The sequence below is a fragment of the Luteimicrobium sp. NPDC057192 genome (genome assembly GCF_042670205.1).
In the GTDB taxonomy this organism is placed as follows: Bacteria; Actinomycetota; Actinomycetes; order Actinomycetales; family Cellulomonadaceae; genus Luteimicrobium.
In genome coordinates, this window is the sequence record NZ_JBHUWD010000009.1 from 91359 (window position 1) to 103791 (window position 12433).

Sequence of the window (12433 nt, forward strand, 5' to 3'; positions counted from 1 at the left end):
ATGTCGGCAGCGCAGACGCTCCAGGCCCTCACGACCGCGATCGACGAGCACCGGTGGGACGACCTCCCGGCCCTCCTCGACCCCGCGTTCACGTGCCGGTACGTGCACACGGGCGAGACGCTCGACCGCGACGGCTGGGTGCGGCTCAACGCCGAGTACCCGGGCTTCGAGCGCCTCGTCGTCGAGGACCTCGTGGCCGACGGCGACCGTGCCGTCTGCCGGGCGCACGTCACCGGGCGGTCGGACGGCCGGCTGGAGCACTTCGAGGTCGCGACGTTCGTGACGGTGCGCGGCGGGCTCGTCGTGGAGATGACCGAGGTGTGGACGGACGTCGGGCAGGAGGCGCCTCCCGGCACCCGCCCGAGCGTCCCGCCCGCCGAGGGGTGAGGGACGCCCCGTGAGCCCGGGCGCCGGCGCGGCAACCGCAGACCACAATGTCCCCATGCCGACCGAGCCCGCCGCCTCCGCGCGCCCGCGGTGGGGCGGCCGGCTCGCGCTGAACCTGGCCGTCCTGGCGCTCGCGGCGTTCTGGACGACGCGGGTCGCCGGCGTGTCCGGCTGGGCCCGGGTCGCCGTCGGGGTGGCGCTCGCCCTCTGGCTCGCGCGCGCGGTGCTCGACGCCGCCCGGGCGCACCGCGGCCGCCCCACCGGCCGCGCCGACCTCGCCCTCGCGACGGGCACCGCGCTCACGGGGGCGCTCGCTGCGAGCGCGTCGGACGGCGTCGGGTCGCTCGTCGCCGCCGTCGCGCTCGCGGTCGTGGTCGGCTCGCCGGCGGTTCCGTCGGCCGCGGCGACGGTGGTCGGCCTTCTGACCGTCGCCGCGCTGGGCGTCGGCGCCGTGCTCTCGCCGCTCTCCCTCGTCGCGTTCCTCAGCCTCCTCGCCGGGCTGGCGCTCGGCTCGCTCGCGGGCCTGAGCACCCGCCAGTCGCGGTCGGCGCAGCGGCAGCGTGTGCTCGTGCACGCCCAGGAGGTCGCGCTGCGGGACGAGGCGGCCCGTGTCGCGCTGGCGCGAGACCTGCACGACGTCCTGGCCCACAGCCTCGGCGGCATCGTCGTGCAGCTCGACGCCGTGCAGGCGCAGCTCGAGGCGGGAGACGTCGGGCCGGCGACCGAGCGGGTCGGGCGCGCGCGGGAGCTCGCCGCGGGCGGGCTGCGTGACGCCCGCGGTGCCGTGGCGGCGCTCCGCGACCCCGCGGCGCGCGGGCTCGCGGGACCGACGACGACGCTCGTCGACGCCGTCCGGGACCTCGTGGTCGCCGAGCGCTCGCTGGGCGCGACCGTCGGGCTGCGCACGACACCGCCGGGATCGACGGGGGCAGGGCTCCCCGCGGCCGTCACCACCGCGCTCGTCCGAGCGACGCAGGAGGCGCTCACCAATGCGCGCTCCCACGCACCGGGGACGCGGGTCGAGGTCGCGCTCCGCACCGGGCCCGACGACGTCCGCCTCACCGTGACCAATCCGCTCCCCGCCGAGCCGGGTGACGGCGGAGTCGGCGGCTTCGGGCTGCGCGGGATCCGCGAGCGGGTCGGCGCGCTCGCGAGCGGCGCGACGGCGAGCGCCGGACCGGTGGACGAGTCGTTCGTGCTGGACGTCGTTGTGCCGCTCGGCGCCGGACAGGGGGACCGATGACCGACGGGACCTCGCTCCGCCCCGACGTGGCTGCTGCGCGCGTCCGTGTGCTCGTCGCCGACGACCAGGCGATCGTCCGCGACGGCCTCGTGACGCTGCTCGGGCTGGCGCCCGACGTCGACGTCGTCGGGCAGGCCGCGGACGGCGCGGAGGCTGTCGCGGAGGCCCTGCGGCTCGGCCCGGACGTCGTGCTGATGGACCTCGACATGCCCGTCCTCGACGGCACCGCGGCGACCGCCCGGCTGGCCCGAGACGCACCGGACGTGGCGGTGCTCGTGCTGAGCACGTTCGGGGACCGGCCTGCGGTCGCCGCGGCGCTCCGGGCCGGCGCGCGCGGGTACCTCACCAAGGACGCCGACCGGCGCCAGCTCCTCGACGCCGTCCGGGCCGTCGCGCACGGCCAGGCCGTCTACGGCGGCGCGGTGGACGCGTTGCTGCGGGACGCCGTCGTCGGGGAGGGCGAGCCGGCGGCGCCCGACGACGCCCCCGCGGACCGCCTGCGAGCGCGGTTCCCGGCGCTCACGCCGCGCGAGGCGGAGGTGCTCGCGCTGATCGCGGAGGGCGCCGGGAACCGGGAGATCGCGCGCCACCTCGTGATCGGCGTCTCGACTGTGAAGAGCCACGTCAACGCGATCTTCGCGAAGGTCGGCGCCCGCGACCGTGCGCAGGCGATCGTGCTCGCTCGCACGCCCTGACCGGGTCCACCCGTCTCCACCCGAGGTTCCGCCCTCGGGTGGTTCGCGCGGGCCGCACATCCCGCGACGCTGGCGCCATGACCTTGACTGCGACCCCGGCGGCGGCCGACGCCGCGACGGCCCACGCCGCGGAGCTGCTCGTGGGCGTCCTCGTCGTGGTGGGGGTGGTCGTGCGGCAGCTGCGCGTCCGCCGGCTCGACCCGCGCTCGACCGTCGCCTGGGTGGTGCTGGGCGTCGGCGCCGTCGTGACCTTCGCAGCCCTGGACGACCACCCCGTCACGACGAGGGACGTCGCGCTGCTCACCGTGAGCGCCGCGGTCGGTGGGGTGCTCGCGGTCGCCCGCGCGTACACCGTGCGGGTCTGGCGGACCGACCGCGGGGTGGTGCGCCAGGGCGGCGTGTCCACGGCAGTCCTGTGGGTCGTGTCGATCGGGCAGCACCTGCTGGTCGACGGGAGGGCCGACGACCGGTCGCTCACGGACGCGTCGCTGCTCGCCTACCTGGGGTTCGTGCTGCTCGTCCAGAACCTCGTCCTGGTGGCGCGCGCCCGTCGGGAGGGCCTCCTGGTCAGCGAGCCGGCGGGGCCGGCTGCTCCGCGTCGCTGACGCGCCCGGCGAGGGTGGTGGCGGCCCACGACGCGAGGAGCTGGACCCCGTCCGCGGACGCGGAGCCGGGGACCGCCGTGTAGACGTTGAGCTGGAGGCCGGGGTCCGCCGGGAGCACCAGCGCCTCGTAGTCGAGCTCCAGCAGCCCGACGACCGGGTGGTGGAAGACCTTGGTGCCGCTGCGGTGGGACCGGACGTCGTGCGAGGCCCACATGCGGCGGAAGTCCTCGCTGCGGGTCGACAGCTCGCCGACGAGCTCCATGAGGTGCCGGTCGGACGAGCTCCGGCCCGCCTCCGCGCGCAGGACCGCGACGGCGTCGTGCGCCATGCGGTCGGCACGGTCGCCCCAGAACGCGCCCGCGCCCTCGGGGTCGAGGAAGTGGAACCGCGCCACGTTCAGCGGGCGGCCCGGGACGCGCGACGGCGACTCGTACAGCGGGGCGTAGAGGGCGCGGCCGAGCAGGTTCGCGCCGAGGACGTCGAGCCGCCCGTTGCGCACGAACGCCGGCGTGTGCTCGAGCGAGTCGAGGATCCGCTGGACGACCGGACGCAGCACGGGCGCCGGGGTGCGCCGCGTTCGGGAGCGCGCGGCGCCCGACCGGTGCGCCGCACGGGCGAGGTCGAACAGGTGGGTCCGCTCGGCGTCGTCGAGCCGGAGAGCCTCCGCGAGCGCCTCGAGGACCTCCTCGGACGCGCCCGCGAGGTTCCCCCGCTCGAGCCGGGTGTAGTAGTCGACGCTCACGCCCGCGAGCATCGCGACCTCCTCGCGGCGCAGCCCGGGCACGCGCCGGTTGCCGCCGTACGCGGGCAGACCGGCCTGCTCCGGGGTGATGCGGCCTCGGCGCGACACGAGGAACTCACGGGTGTCGGCTCTCAGGTCCATGTCGTCGACGGTACGACGACGGCGCGCGGCGAGGGAGGTCCTGCCAGTACCGGGTAGGCCGTGCACTCCCACGGCGCGCCTGCCGTCCCTAGTGTCGAGGCATGACCACGACGCTCCCCACCCTGACCTTCAACAACGGCGTCACGATGCCCGCTCTCGGGTACGGCGTCTTCCAGACGGCACCCGACGAGACGGTCGCCGCCGTCCGCACCGCCCTCGACGCCGGGTACCGGCACGTCGACACCGCCGCCGCGTACGGCAACGAGCGGGAGGTGGGGCGCGCGATCCGCGAGTCCGGCCTGCGCCGCGACGAGGTGTTCGTCGAGACGAAGGTGTGGGTCTCCGACTACGGCTACGACCAGACCCTGCACGCCTTCGAGAAGTCCGCCGGCAAGCTCGGCCTCGACCAGCTCGACCTGCTGATCCTCCACCAGCCGGCGCCGATGCGGTTCGACGCGACGCTCGACGCCTACCGGGCCCTCGAGAAGCTGCTGGCGGACGGCGCGGTCCGCGCGATCGGCGTCAGCAACTTCATGCCCGAGCACCTCGACGCGCTGCTCGACGCCACCGACGTCGTCCCGGCGCTCAACCAGGTCGAGCTGCACCCGTACTTCCAGCAGCCCGCGGTGCAGGCCGCCGACGCCCGGCACGGCATCGTCACGCAGGCCTGGTCGCCGATCGGGGGCATCACGTTCTACCCGGGCTGGGGCGGCGACGACCGGCGCAGCACCCTCGACGACCCGACGGTCGGCGCGATCGCCGCGGCCCACGGCCGGACGCCCGCGCAGGTCATGCTGCGCTGGCACCTCCAGGAGGGGCGCTCGGCGATCCCGAAGTCGGTGACGCCCAGCCGCATCGCGGAGAACCTCGACGTCACCGGGTTCGAGCTCAGCGCCGACGAGGTCGCGTCCATCGACGCCCTCGACACCGGGCACCGCAGCGGCCCCGACCCCGAGGTCGAGCGCGACCGGTTCGACCTCGTCATCCCGGAGGCGTGAGCCGGCCGACGTGACGGGGGAACGTCGCCCACACCGTCTTCGTGGCCTGCTGGTGGTACCAGCCCATCGCCTCCGAGAGCCGCCGCGTGAGGTACATGCCGATCCCGCCCTCGCCGATGCCCCGGCCCGTCGCGAACACCGGCGAGCGCTCGAGGTCGTGGTCGGTCACCTCGAGCAGGAACTCGGTCCTGCTCCGCGACAGCGTCACCGTCGTGGGCGGGAGGCCGTGCTCGATCGCGTTCGTGGCGAGCTCCGACGCGATCAGCACGAGGCGGTGGGGCACGTCGTCGAGGTCCGTGCCCTGCGCGTGACCCTCGGAGGTCAGCGCCGCCATCAGCCGCGCGCGGAGGGTCGAGAGCTCGGCCGCCGAGTGCAGCTCCCACGCGCAGACGGTCTCGAAGTCGGCGGGAGGCCGTGCGTCCGCGACGGGGGCGTCGTCCTGCGGCACGGCGGCCTGCCCGGCGTCGAGCGCAGTCTCGGTGCGTCGGCCGGCAGCTCGGGGTGGCATGGGTCGGTCCTCTCGTCGTCCTCGGGATCCCCGCCAGCCTGACATCGCCCACGCAGTTAGGCACCTCCCGACCGGCGGGACGTCGTGCTTGCAGGGGACGCGTGTCCAGACACCAGGTCGTCGCGGGTCTCCTCGTCGACGACGGCGCCGTCCTCCTCGCGCTCCGATCCGCCCACCGCCGGTGGTTCCCCGGGGTGTGGGACCTGCCCGGCGGCCACGTGGAGCCGGGCGAGGACCCCCGCGACGCTCTGGTCCGCGAGCTGGGCGAGGAGCGCGGGGTCGGCGCCGTCGTCCCCGCGGAGCCCGCCGCGCGCGTGGTGGGCGACGACGACGACCTCGCCGTCGACCGCGTCGACCGGTGGGACGGGACCCCTCGCAACCTCGCGCCCGACGAGCACGACGAGCTGCGGTTCGTCACGCCCGACGACGCCCGCAGCCTCCTGCTCGCGGACTCTCACCTGCTCCCGACGGTCGAGCGGATCCTCGCGGGCGACCGCCCGGCGACCGCTCGGCCAGCGCCCAGGCGCGCCGGGGGTTGGTGCGCAGGGCTGCGCCGACGACGTCCTGCCCGACGGCCGAGGTGAGCATCGGCGCGGTTCGCTCGAGCAGGCTCGCGGCGTGCGGACCGTCCGCCGCGGCGGCGGGCGTGGTGGTGTCGGACCCGAGCAGCAGGCGCCCGACCAGACCGTGGTCGGTGAGGGCCTCCACCCGCGCGACGAGCGCGCGCTCCGGCACCCCCGATCCAGGGGCAGGCGCGTCGAGGCAGACCCACGCGCCCGCTGCGGCGGCCTCGACCACGGCAGGGACGGCCGCGTTACGACCCAGGTGCCCCAGGACGACCCGGCCGGCGGGCAGACCCACGGTCCCCAGCACGTCGAGCACCGCGGGCCCCGAGCGACCCTCGTCGAGGTGGACCGAGACCGTCACCCCCGTCGCCAGGGCCACCTCCGCGGCGGCCTCGAGATGGTCCCGCTGGTAGCGGTCGAGGCCGCCGGGTCCCGCACCGAGCTTGATCAGCCCGCATGACCGCACGACGACGTCACGGGAGAACAGGGCCACCAGCTGGTCGCGCGAAGCTGATGGCACGGGGTGCGACGGCGGGTAGAGCCGGGCCAGGTGGCGACCGGTGGCGGCGACCACGTGGACGCCGGTCGCGCGGCTGAGACGGGCCAGGGCGTCGAGGCGACGTCCCAGCCCGGCGGGGGTCCACTGGACGACCGTCCGGCCACCTGCGGCGTGGAAGTCGCTGGCGCGGCGCGCGGCGTCGTCCGGGTCGTCGAGCTCGACCCCGCGTTGCGCCGGGGCGTGGATGAACAGGTGGTCGTGCGAGTCGGTGAGGCCGAGCGACCCGGCCGGCACGTCGCCGAGGACGGTCCGGGCCCTGGCGTCGTTCACCCGCGGTCCTCGGCAGCGACGGCTGCGAGCCGACGGAGCGAGGCGAGGACGCGCGGCAGCCCGACATACGGGACGAGGTGGACGAGCGCCTCCGCGACCTCGTCGGTCGGCATGCCGATCCGCAGGCTCGTGCGGAGGTGCCCGTCGAGCTGGGGATCGACCCCGCCGAGGGCCGTGAGGGCGGCGAGGTTGAGGAGCTGACGATCGCGGAGCGTGACGCCGGGGCGTTGGTACGTCCCGCCGAAGACGGCTCCGACGATCCACTCGTCGAACCCGGGCGCTGCCGCGGCGACGGTCTCGCGCCACGCCCTGGTCGTCGCCTCGTCCTGCAGCTCGGTGAGGGTCCGCGTCCCTGCCTCGAGATCGAACGTCATCTTGGGACCTCCTTCTTGGTAACGGTTCGAGCGTTACAGAACGTAATGCTTGATCCGTTACCCTGGCAAGGTGGAGAAGACCGAGTTCCGGACCGACGGCGGCGCGACCTGGCTCAACCTGCTCGCCACCCGAGGGCAGAGCTTCGGGGCGCACCCCGTCGAACGGCTGCCCGACGCGGCGGCGGCCGCCGCATGGCTCCAGCTCGTCGGCCTGCCGCCCGACGCACCGCTGGAGGGCGCGGAGCTCGCAGCGCTCGTCTCGCTCCGTGAGGCGCTGCGCGAGCTCGCGATCGCTGCGGTCGAGGACCGCCCAGCCTCCCCGGAGGCGCGCCGACTGGTCGGCGAGCACGCAGCGACAACGCTCCCCCACGTCGCCGCCGGCGACGCCCGCGTCCCCGTGCCCGTGCCCGAGAGCCTCGGCGCGATCGCGGCGCAGGCCCTCGTCACCCTCGCCGGGCCCGACCGGCACCTGCTGAAGGAGTGCGCGGAGGCGGACTGCCGATGGGTCTTCCTCGACCCCGCAGGCCGCCGCCGGTGGTGTCCCAACCCGGCCTGCGCGACCCGGGGCCGGGTGCGCGCGCACCGCGCCCGCGCCACGGCCGCCGACGCCTGACCCTCAGGCGCCGGGCGTCGCTCGGGGCTGCAGGCCCCGCAGGTAGATCTCGATCATCCACTCGTGCTGGCCGGCCACGTCGAACGGGGCGCCCGCGGGCAACGCCCGGGTGACCATCCCCAGCCCGACGACGAAACGCACTGCCGTCACGTCCTCGCTGACCACGCCCGCACGCCGGACGACATCCAGCACGGATTCCACGCCCGAGAGCGCCTCCTCGCGCATCTGCACGAGCTCCGACGAGCGCGGTGCGGTGCGAAGGAAACCCGCGAGCTCCGGCAGCAGCGCGCCCAGGCGCAGCTCTGCGAGCGCCCGGACGAACGGTGACCAGCCGGCCACGGGGTCCGCGACCACGCGCGGACGGTGTTCGTCGACGAGCGCGTGCACCCGATCACGCCCGTCGAGGACGACCGCGACGAAGAGCTCCTCGCGGGTCGGGAAGTTGCGGTAGAGCGTCGCGATCCCGACGCCCGCCTCGTCGGCGATCGCGGTGAGCGGGACGTCGGCGCCGTCGGTGGCGACGAGCTTTCGTGCAGCCGCCACGACGGCGCTCCTGTTGGCTCGAGCGTCGGACCTCACGGCTTCCTCCCTCGGTCGCCCCCGTGGTCAGGGTCACACGATCGCGATCTTGTTGCTCCGATAAACGGAGTATTACACTCCACTTGAAACGGAGACAAGCCCTCCACTTAAGGATTCCGCATGACGACCACCACTCCCTCCCCGACCACCTCGCCGACGACCGCCAGCGCGCCGCGGACCCCCGAGCCCGGACACCCGGCGCCGCGGGTGCTGCTCGGGCTCGTCGTCGCCCTCGCTGCCGCGATCGGCCTCATGGTCCTGGCGTTCGGCGCCCCGGCCGTGAACTCGGGCGCCCACGACCTCCCGCTCGCCGTCTCCGGCCCGCCGGCCGCGATCGACGGGCTCACCCACGCCCTCGACACGGCCCAGCCCGGCGCGTTCGACGTCACCGCACACACCGGCGCCGACGACGTCACGTCGGCGATCGAGGACCGCGACGCGGTCGGCGGCATCGTGCTCGACCCGTCCGACCCGACCCGGGTCACCGTGGAGGTCGCCTCGGCGGCAGGAACCCCGTACGCCCCGCTGCTGCGGGCCGTCGGGGCCTCCCTCGCGGCGAAGGGCGACACCGTCACCTACACGGACGTCGTCCCCCTCACCGCCGACGACCCGACGGGCGCCGGGCTGACCGCGCTGGCCCTCCCCATCATGTTCGGTGGGATGGCCTCCGCGGTGACCCTGGTCAACGTGGCCCGGCGCAGCCGGGTGCGGCGCGTCGTGGCGTCGCTCGCGTTCTCGGTCCTCGCGGGCATCACCGCGACCGCGGTCCTCCAGCTCTGGCTCGGGTCCGTCGACGGGTCGTTCTGGCTCACCGCCGCGGGCATCGGCCTCGGTGTCGCGGGCGTCTCTCTCACCGTCCTGGGCCTGGAGTCGCTCCTCGGCTACGCCGGGCTGGGCCTCGGCGCCGTCCTCATGCTGTTCGTCGCCAACCCGCTCTCGGGGATCGCGACCGGCGCGGCGTGGCTGCCGCACCCGTGGGGCGAGATCGGCCAACTCCTGCCCATCGGGGCGGCCGGCACCCTCACGAGGTCGGCCGCGTTCTTCGACGGTGCGGGCGCCGCCCAGGCCGTCGTGGTGCTGGTCGGCTGGATCGCCCTCGGCCTGGTCCTCGTCGCCCTCTCGGGGCTGCGGGCGAGGCGCCGGCAGCGCTCGGCGCCCGCGGCCGCCGTCGAGCCGGAGCCCACGCCCGCGCCCGCAGCCTGAGGCCCCGCGGCGGCCGGTGGCACGACCGTCCGTCCGCGGCGACGATGGTCGGGCCCGACAACCGACGACGCCCCGCAGGAGGCAACCCGATGGCGCGACAGCACGACGCTCCGGCCCAGCGCCGAGGCGGGGCCAGGGGCGGGGCGGCCTCCCCGCCCCGGACGCGCTACGTCGTCGACGGGCACCTCGCGTTCGCCCCGCCCGGGACGACGGTCGCCGACGCGCTGCGGTTCGCCGACGCGGCGCCCGAACGCCTCGCCCTCGTGCTGTTCCCGACGCCGACCGCCGCCGCGATCGACGAGCTCGCCGCAGCCTGGGACCTGCACCCGCTGCTCGTCGAGGACCTCCAGCACGCCGGACAGCGTCCGAAGCTCGAGCGCTACGGGGACGTGCTGTTCCTCGTGGTCCGCTCGGCCCGGTACGTCGACGAGCTCGAGGACGTCGACTTCTTCGAGTTCCACGTCGTCGTGCGCGGGAACGCGATCGCCGTCGTGTGCCAGGACGGCCGGTGGATCGACGGCTCGGACGAGTCGGCCCTGCCGCCGGCCCCCGACGGGGCGGACGACGACAACGGGACCCTGCTCGACGACGCGAAGCTTCTCCGCCTCGGGCCCGAGGCCGTGCTCTACCGCCTGCTCGACGCCATCGTCGACGGGTACGTGCCCGTGCTGCGGGGGCTCGCGGTGGACAAGGAGCAGATCGAACGCCAGGTCTTCAGCGGGGACGCCGCGGTCGCCGAGCGGATCTACCGGCTGAGCCAGGAGGTCATCGACCTGCAGCACGCGACGTCCGCGCTCACCGACGTCCTCGAGTCGCTGCGGCAGGGCTTCGACCGGTACGGGATCCCGGAGCCCCTGCAGAGCTACCTGCAGGACGTCGCCGACCACCTCGCGCGCGTCGACACCCGCGTCGACGGGCTGCGGGACGCGCTGTCGCAGATCCTCAGCGTCAACGCGACGCTCGTCGGGCAGCGGCAGAACGAGGACATGAAGAAGATCTCCGGATGGGCGGCGATCCTCTTCGCGCCGACGCTCGTCGGCGCGATCTACGGCATGAACTTCGACCACATGCCCGAGCTGCACTGGGCGCTCGGCTACCCCCTCGCCCTCGCCGCGATGGTGGCGTTCGGCGTCGTGCTGTACGTCGTGTTCAAGCGGCGGCACTGGATGTGAGCACGCGCCCGTCCGCCGCGCGTAGCGGACCGTCCCTGCCTACGGTCGTGTGACGCGACGAAGGAGGCCCCTCATGTGGAAGCTGCTGAAGCTGAGGCTGCGGACGCTCGTGATCGTCGCGGTCCTCGTGCCGCTCGTGGGCTGGGTCGCGCGGCGGCTCGCCGAGCGGACGGAGCAGCGGCACGCGGGCCCGACGACGACGTCCCGCGTGCTGCGCGGGGTCGACGCGACGACCCGCAAGGCCCGCTCGTTCATCTGAGCCGGCGCGACGGCCGCCCCTCCGGTCAGCGGAGCATCGCCTCCAGCACGTCGGCGCCGAGGCGAGCGACCGCGGGCACGTCGAGCCGGTACGCGACGTAGCGCCCGCGCCGCTCGACCGTGACGAGGCCCGCGTCGCGCAGCACCGCGAGGTGCCGGGAGACCTCCGGTGCGGTGACGTCCCAGATGTCGGCGAGCTCCGTCGTCGTGTGCGGGCCCGCGAGGAGACTGCGGCCCAGGCGCAGGCGCATCGGGTGGTCGAGCGCGCGCAGGCGCTGCTGGACGTCCTCGGCCGACGTCTGGACGGCGTCCCGGCCCGCGACCGGGTACCGCAGGACGGGCTGCCACCCCGGCGCCTGGACGACGAGCAGGTGCGGGTCGCCCAGCACCGTCGGCAGGAACGTCACCCCGGTGCCGCGCGCGGAGACGTGGACGTCGATGAGCTTGTCGACCACGATCCGCTGCCGCTGCTCGTCGAGCCAGACCGCGGGAGCGACGGCCGCGACGGCCCGGCTCGGCCCGTGGTTCCACAGCAGGTCCGTCTTGTGGCGGGCGTCGACCGTCAGGTGCGCGACGAGCGTCCGCCACACCTGGTCGAAGAACGCGTCCTGGCAGTCCTCGAGGAGCAGCCGCACCTCGCCCCGGACCTTGACCGGGTCGGCGAGGATCCGGTCGACGAACGCGAGCGCGGCGGGCCCGGACGCGGCCGCGCGGTCGCGGGCGAGCTCGACGGCGCGCTCGTCGGCGAGCACGGAGCCCAGCCCCATCGACCGGGCGAGGCCGCCGCAGCGGCAGGTGACGAGGACGTTGTCGACCCAGGTCTCGTCGTCGAGGTCGTCGATCGCGTCGAGCTCGAGGGCGAGCGTCGCGCCCGGCCGGGCCGGGAGGAGGAAGTCCGCGCACGACTTGTCCCACAGGTGGCCGAAGGCGATCGCCCGGTCGAGGAGGTCCTGGCCGGCGGCCGCGGACATCGCCTGGATCTGCGTCGCCTGCGCGGGGTGGTGGAGCGGTTCGACGAGCAGGTGCAGCGCCGCGGTCAGCTCGGACACCGGCGACGGGGCGAACAGGTACGCCGTCGAGGGCAGCCCGGAGACGTCGATGGTCATGGTCACGGCACCATCGTGCCCGTCCCGACCGACGCGCGACGCGTCGATTGACGGCCTTCGTCAATCCGCTCCCGCCGGCGCCGGCGGCACGGCAGCGTGATGGCCATGACCACCGCCGACCTGCACCGCTGCTCTCTCGCCACGGACCCCGCCGCACCGGTCCGCGACACCGCCGCCCGTCGGCCGTCCGACGTGACCGGACGTCGTCGGCACGGCACCGCCGACGCCGTGCGCCGCGCAGCCCGCTGGGCCGCCGACGAGCTCCGCACCGGCGCCGAGATGTCCGCCCGCCGCGACGCCGTCCGCGCGGCCGACGAGCGCCGCTACCTCGAGCGCCCCTGACTCCGTCCGCCCCTCCCCTCAACCGTGAGTGCGGAGTTCTTGCGCGACACGCCTGGCGTGTCGCGCAAGAAC

16 protein-coding genes and 1 pseudogene are annotated in these 12433 nt (G+C 75.2%); 11 read left to right on the plus strand and 6 right to left on the minus strand.

Annotation, left to right across the window (positions count from 1 at the left end; translation table 11 throughout):
- The 4 genes from ACFT5B_RS06730 to ACFT5B_RS06745 all read left to right on the plus strand — a co-directional run bounded on the left by ACFT5B_RS06730 (nt 1) and on the right by ACFT5B_RS06745 (nt 2930).
- A complete protein-coding gene (locus tag ACFT5B_RS06730; RefSeq protein ID WP_386797212.1) occupies nt 1-387 on the plus strand; it encodes a nuclear transport factor 2 family protein in 387 nt (128 codons plus the stop codon).
- A 55-nt stretch (nt 388-442) separates the two neighbouring features.
- Nucleotides 443-1630: a sensor histidine kinase gene (locus ACFT5B_RS06735; RefSeq protein ID WP_386797213.1), complete on the plus strand. Its 1188-nt coding sequence runs from the start codon at nt 443-445 to the stop codon at nt 1628-1630.
- The gene (locus ACFT5B_RS06740; protein ID WP_386797214.1) at nt 1627-2325 is read left to right on the plus strand and encodes a response regulator; all 699 of its coding nucleotides are present in this window, start codon (nt 1627-1629) and stop codon (nt 2323-2325) included. The genes ACFT5B_RS06735 and ACFT5B_RS06740 overlap by 4 nt, the downstream gene beginning before the upstream one ends.
- Nucleotides 2326-2402: 77 nt before the next feature.
- Nucleotides 2403-2930: a hypothetical protein gene (locus tag ACFT5B_RS06745; protein WP_386797215.1), complete on the plus strand. Its 528-nt coding sequence runs from the start codon at nt 2403-2405 to the stop codon at nt 2928-2930.
- Here the strand turns inward: ACFT5B_RS06745 and ACFT5B_RS06750 are convergent.
- Nucleotides 2893-3813: a helix-turn-helix transcriptional regulator gene (locus tag ACFT5B_RS06750; RefSeq protein WP_386797216.1), complete on the minus strand. Its 921-nt coding sequence runs from the start codon at nt 3811-3813 to the stop codon at nt 2893-2895. The two genes, ACFT5B_RS06745 and ACFT5B_RS06750, sit on opposite strands and share 38 nt — an antisense overlap.
- A 101-nt stretch (nt 3814-3914) precedes the next feature.
- Between ACFT5B_RS06750 and ACFT5B_RS06755 the strand changes: the two genes are divergently transcribed.
- On the plus strand, nt 3915-4811 hold the full coding sequence (locus ACFT5B_RS06755; protein ID WP_386797217.1) for an aldo/keto reductase: 897 nt from the start codon (nt 3915-3917) through the stop codon (nt 4809-4811).
- Here ACFT5B_RS06755 and ACFT5B_RS06760 read toward each other — a convergent pair.
- On the minus strand, nt 4795-5319 hold the full coding sequence (locus tag ACFT5B_RS06760; RefSeq protein ID WP_386797218.1) for an ATP-binding protein: 525 nt from the start codon (nt 5317-5319) through the stop codon (nt 4795-4797). The genes ACFT5B_RS06755 and ACFT5B_RS06760 overlap by 17 nt on opposite strands.
- A 101-nt stretch (nt 5320-5420) precedes the next feature.
- On the opposite strand from ACFT5B_RS06760, the pseudogene ACFT5B_RS06765 reads away from it, so the two are divergent.
- A pseudogene (locus tag ACFT5B_RS06765) lies at nt 5421-5699 on the plus strand (NUDIX domain-containing protein); the annotation flags it as partial.
- A gap of 34 nt (nt 5700-5733) precedes the next feature.
- Here the strand turns inward: ACFT5B_RS06765 and ACFT5B_RS06770 are convergent.
- Together ACFT5B_RS06770 and ACFT5B_RS06775 are read right to left on the minus strand one after the other, a co-directional pair.
- A complete protein-coding gene (locus tag ACFT5B_RS06770; protein WP_386797219.1) occupies nt 5734-6714 on the minus strand; it encodes a hypothetical protein in 981 nt (326 codons plus the stop codon).
- The gene (locus ACFT5B_RS06775) at nt 6711-7088 is read right to left on the minus strand and encodes a carboxymuconolactone decarboxylase family protein (RefSeq protein WP_386797220.1); all 378 of its coding nucleotides are present in this window, start codon (nt 7086-7088) and stop codon (nt 6711-6713) included. The genes ACFT5B_RS06770 and ACFT5B_RS06775 overlap by 4 nt, the downstream gene beginning before the upstream one ends.
- A gap of 70 nt (nt 7089-7158) precedes the next feature.
- On the opposite strand from ACFT5B_RS06775, the gene ACFT5B_RS06780 reads away from it, so the two are divergent.
- The gene (locus tag ACFT5B_RS06780; RefSeq protein WP_386797221.1) at nt 7159-7701 is read left to right on the plus strand and encodes a CGNR zinc finger domain-containing protein; all 543 of its coding nucleotides are present in this window, start codon (nt 7159-7161) and stop codon (nt 7699-7701) included.
- 3 nt (nt 7702-7704) lie between these two features.
- Here ACFT5B_RS06780 and ACFT5B_RS06785 read toward each other — a convergent pair whose 3' ends face one another.
- On the minus strand, nt 7705-8244 hold the full coding sequence (locus ACFT5B_RS06785; RefSeq protein WP_386797222.1) for a TetR/AcrR family transcriptional regulator: 540 nt from the start codon (nt 8242-8244) through the stop codon (nt 7705-7707).
- A 156-nt stretch (nt 8245-8400) separates the two neighbouring features.
- Here ACFT5B_RS06785 and ACFT5B_RS06790 point away from each other — a divergent pair, with 156 nt between their 5' ends.
- From ACFT5B_RS06790 to ACFT5B_RS06800, 3 genes are all read left to right on the plus strand, one after another.
- A complete protein-coding gene (locus tag ACFT5B_RS06790; RefSeq protein ID WP_386797223.1) occupies nt 8401-9483 on the plus strand; it encodes an ABC transporter permease in 1083 nt (360 codons plus the stop codon).
- Between the two features lie 89 nt (nt 9484-9572).
- On the plus strand, nt 9573-10655 hold the full coding sequence (locus ACFT5B_RS06795) for a magnesium and cobalt transport protein CorA (protein WP_386797224.1): 1083 nt from the start codon (nt 9573-9575) through the stop codon (nt 10653-10655).
- 73 nt (nt 10656-10728) lie between these two features.
- Nucleotides 10729-10914: a hypothetical protein gene (locus ACFT5B_RS06800; protein ID WP_386797225.1), complete on the plus strand. Its 186-nt coding sequence runs from the start codon at nt 10729-10731 to the stop codon at nt 10912-10914.
- A 25-nt stretch (nt 10915-10939) separates the two neighbouring features.
- On the opposite strand, the gene ACFT5B_RS06805 is transcribed toward ACFT5B_RS06800, so the two are convergent.
- Nucleotides 10940-12019, minus strand: a complete 1080-nt coding sequence (locus ACFT5B_RS06805; protein WP_386797233.1) for a DUF5937 family protein — start codon at nt 12017-12019, stop codon at nt 10940-10942.
- Nucleotides 12020-12124: 105 nt separating this feature from the next.
- Between ACFT5B_RS06805 and ACFT5B_RS06810 the strand changes: the two genes are divergently transcribed.
- Nucleotides 12125-12361: a hypothetical protein gene (locus ACFT5B_RS06810; protein WP_386797226.1), complete on the plus strand. Its 237-nt coding sequence runs from the start codon at nt 12125-12127 to the stop codon at nt 12359-12361.
- Nucleotides 12362-12433: the final 72 nt, after the last annotated feature.

Coding starts and splice junctions, on each gene's coding strand:
- ACFT5B_RS06730 (WP_386797212.1), top strand. CDS start 1: ATGTCGGCAGCGCAGACGCTCCAGGCCCTCACGACCGCGATCGACGAG.
- ACFT5B_RS06760 (WP_386797218.1), bottom strand. CDS start 5,319: ATGCCACCCCGAGCTGCCGGCCGACGCACCGAGACTGCGCTCGACGCC.
- ACFT5B_RS06805 (WP_386797233.1), bottom strand. CDS start 12,019: ATGACCATCGACGTCTCCGGGCTGCCCTCGACGGCGTACCTGTTCGCC.
- ACFT5B_RS06790 (WP_386797223.1), top strand. CDS start 8,401: ATGACGACCACCACTCCCTCCCCGACCACCTCGCCGACGACCGCCAGC.
- ACFT5B_RS06795 (WP_386797224.1), top strand. CDS start 9,573: ATGGCGCGACAGCACGACGCTCCGGCCCAGCGCCGAGGCGGGGCCAGG.
- ACFT5B_RS06735 (WP_386797213.1), top strand. CDS start 443: ATGCCGACCGAGCCCGCCGCCTCCGCGCGCCCGCGGTGGGGCGGCCGG.
- ACFT5B_RS06800 (WP_386797225.1), top strand. CDS start 10,729: ATGTGGAAGCTGCTGAAGCTGAGGCTGCGGACGCTCGTGATCGTCGCG.
- ACFT5B_RS06775 (WP_386797220.1), bottom strand. CDS start 7,088: ATGACGTTCGATCTCGAGGCAGGGACGCGGACCCTCACCGAGCTGCAG.
- ACFT5B_RS06755 (WP_386797217.1), top strand. CDS start 3,915: ATGACCACGACGCTCCCCACCCTGACCTTCAACAACGGCGTCACGATG.
- ACFT5B_RS06750 (WP_386797216.1), bottom strand. CDS start 3,813: ATGGACCTGAGAGCCGACACCCGTGAGTTCCTCGTGTCGCGCCGAGGC.
- ACFT5B_RS06740 (WP_386797214.1), top strand. CDS start 1,627: ATGACCGACGGGACCTCGCTCCGCCCCGACGTGGCTGCTGCGCGCGTC.
- ACFT5B_RS06745 (WP_386797215.1), top strand. CDS start 2,403: ATGACCTTGACTGCGACCCCGGCGGCGGCCGACGCCGCGACGGCCCAC.
- ACFT5B_RS06810 (WP_386797226.1), top strand. CDS start 12,125: ATGACCACCGCCGACCTGCACCGCTGCTCTCTCGCCACGGACCCCGCC.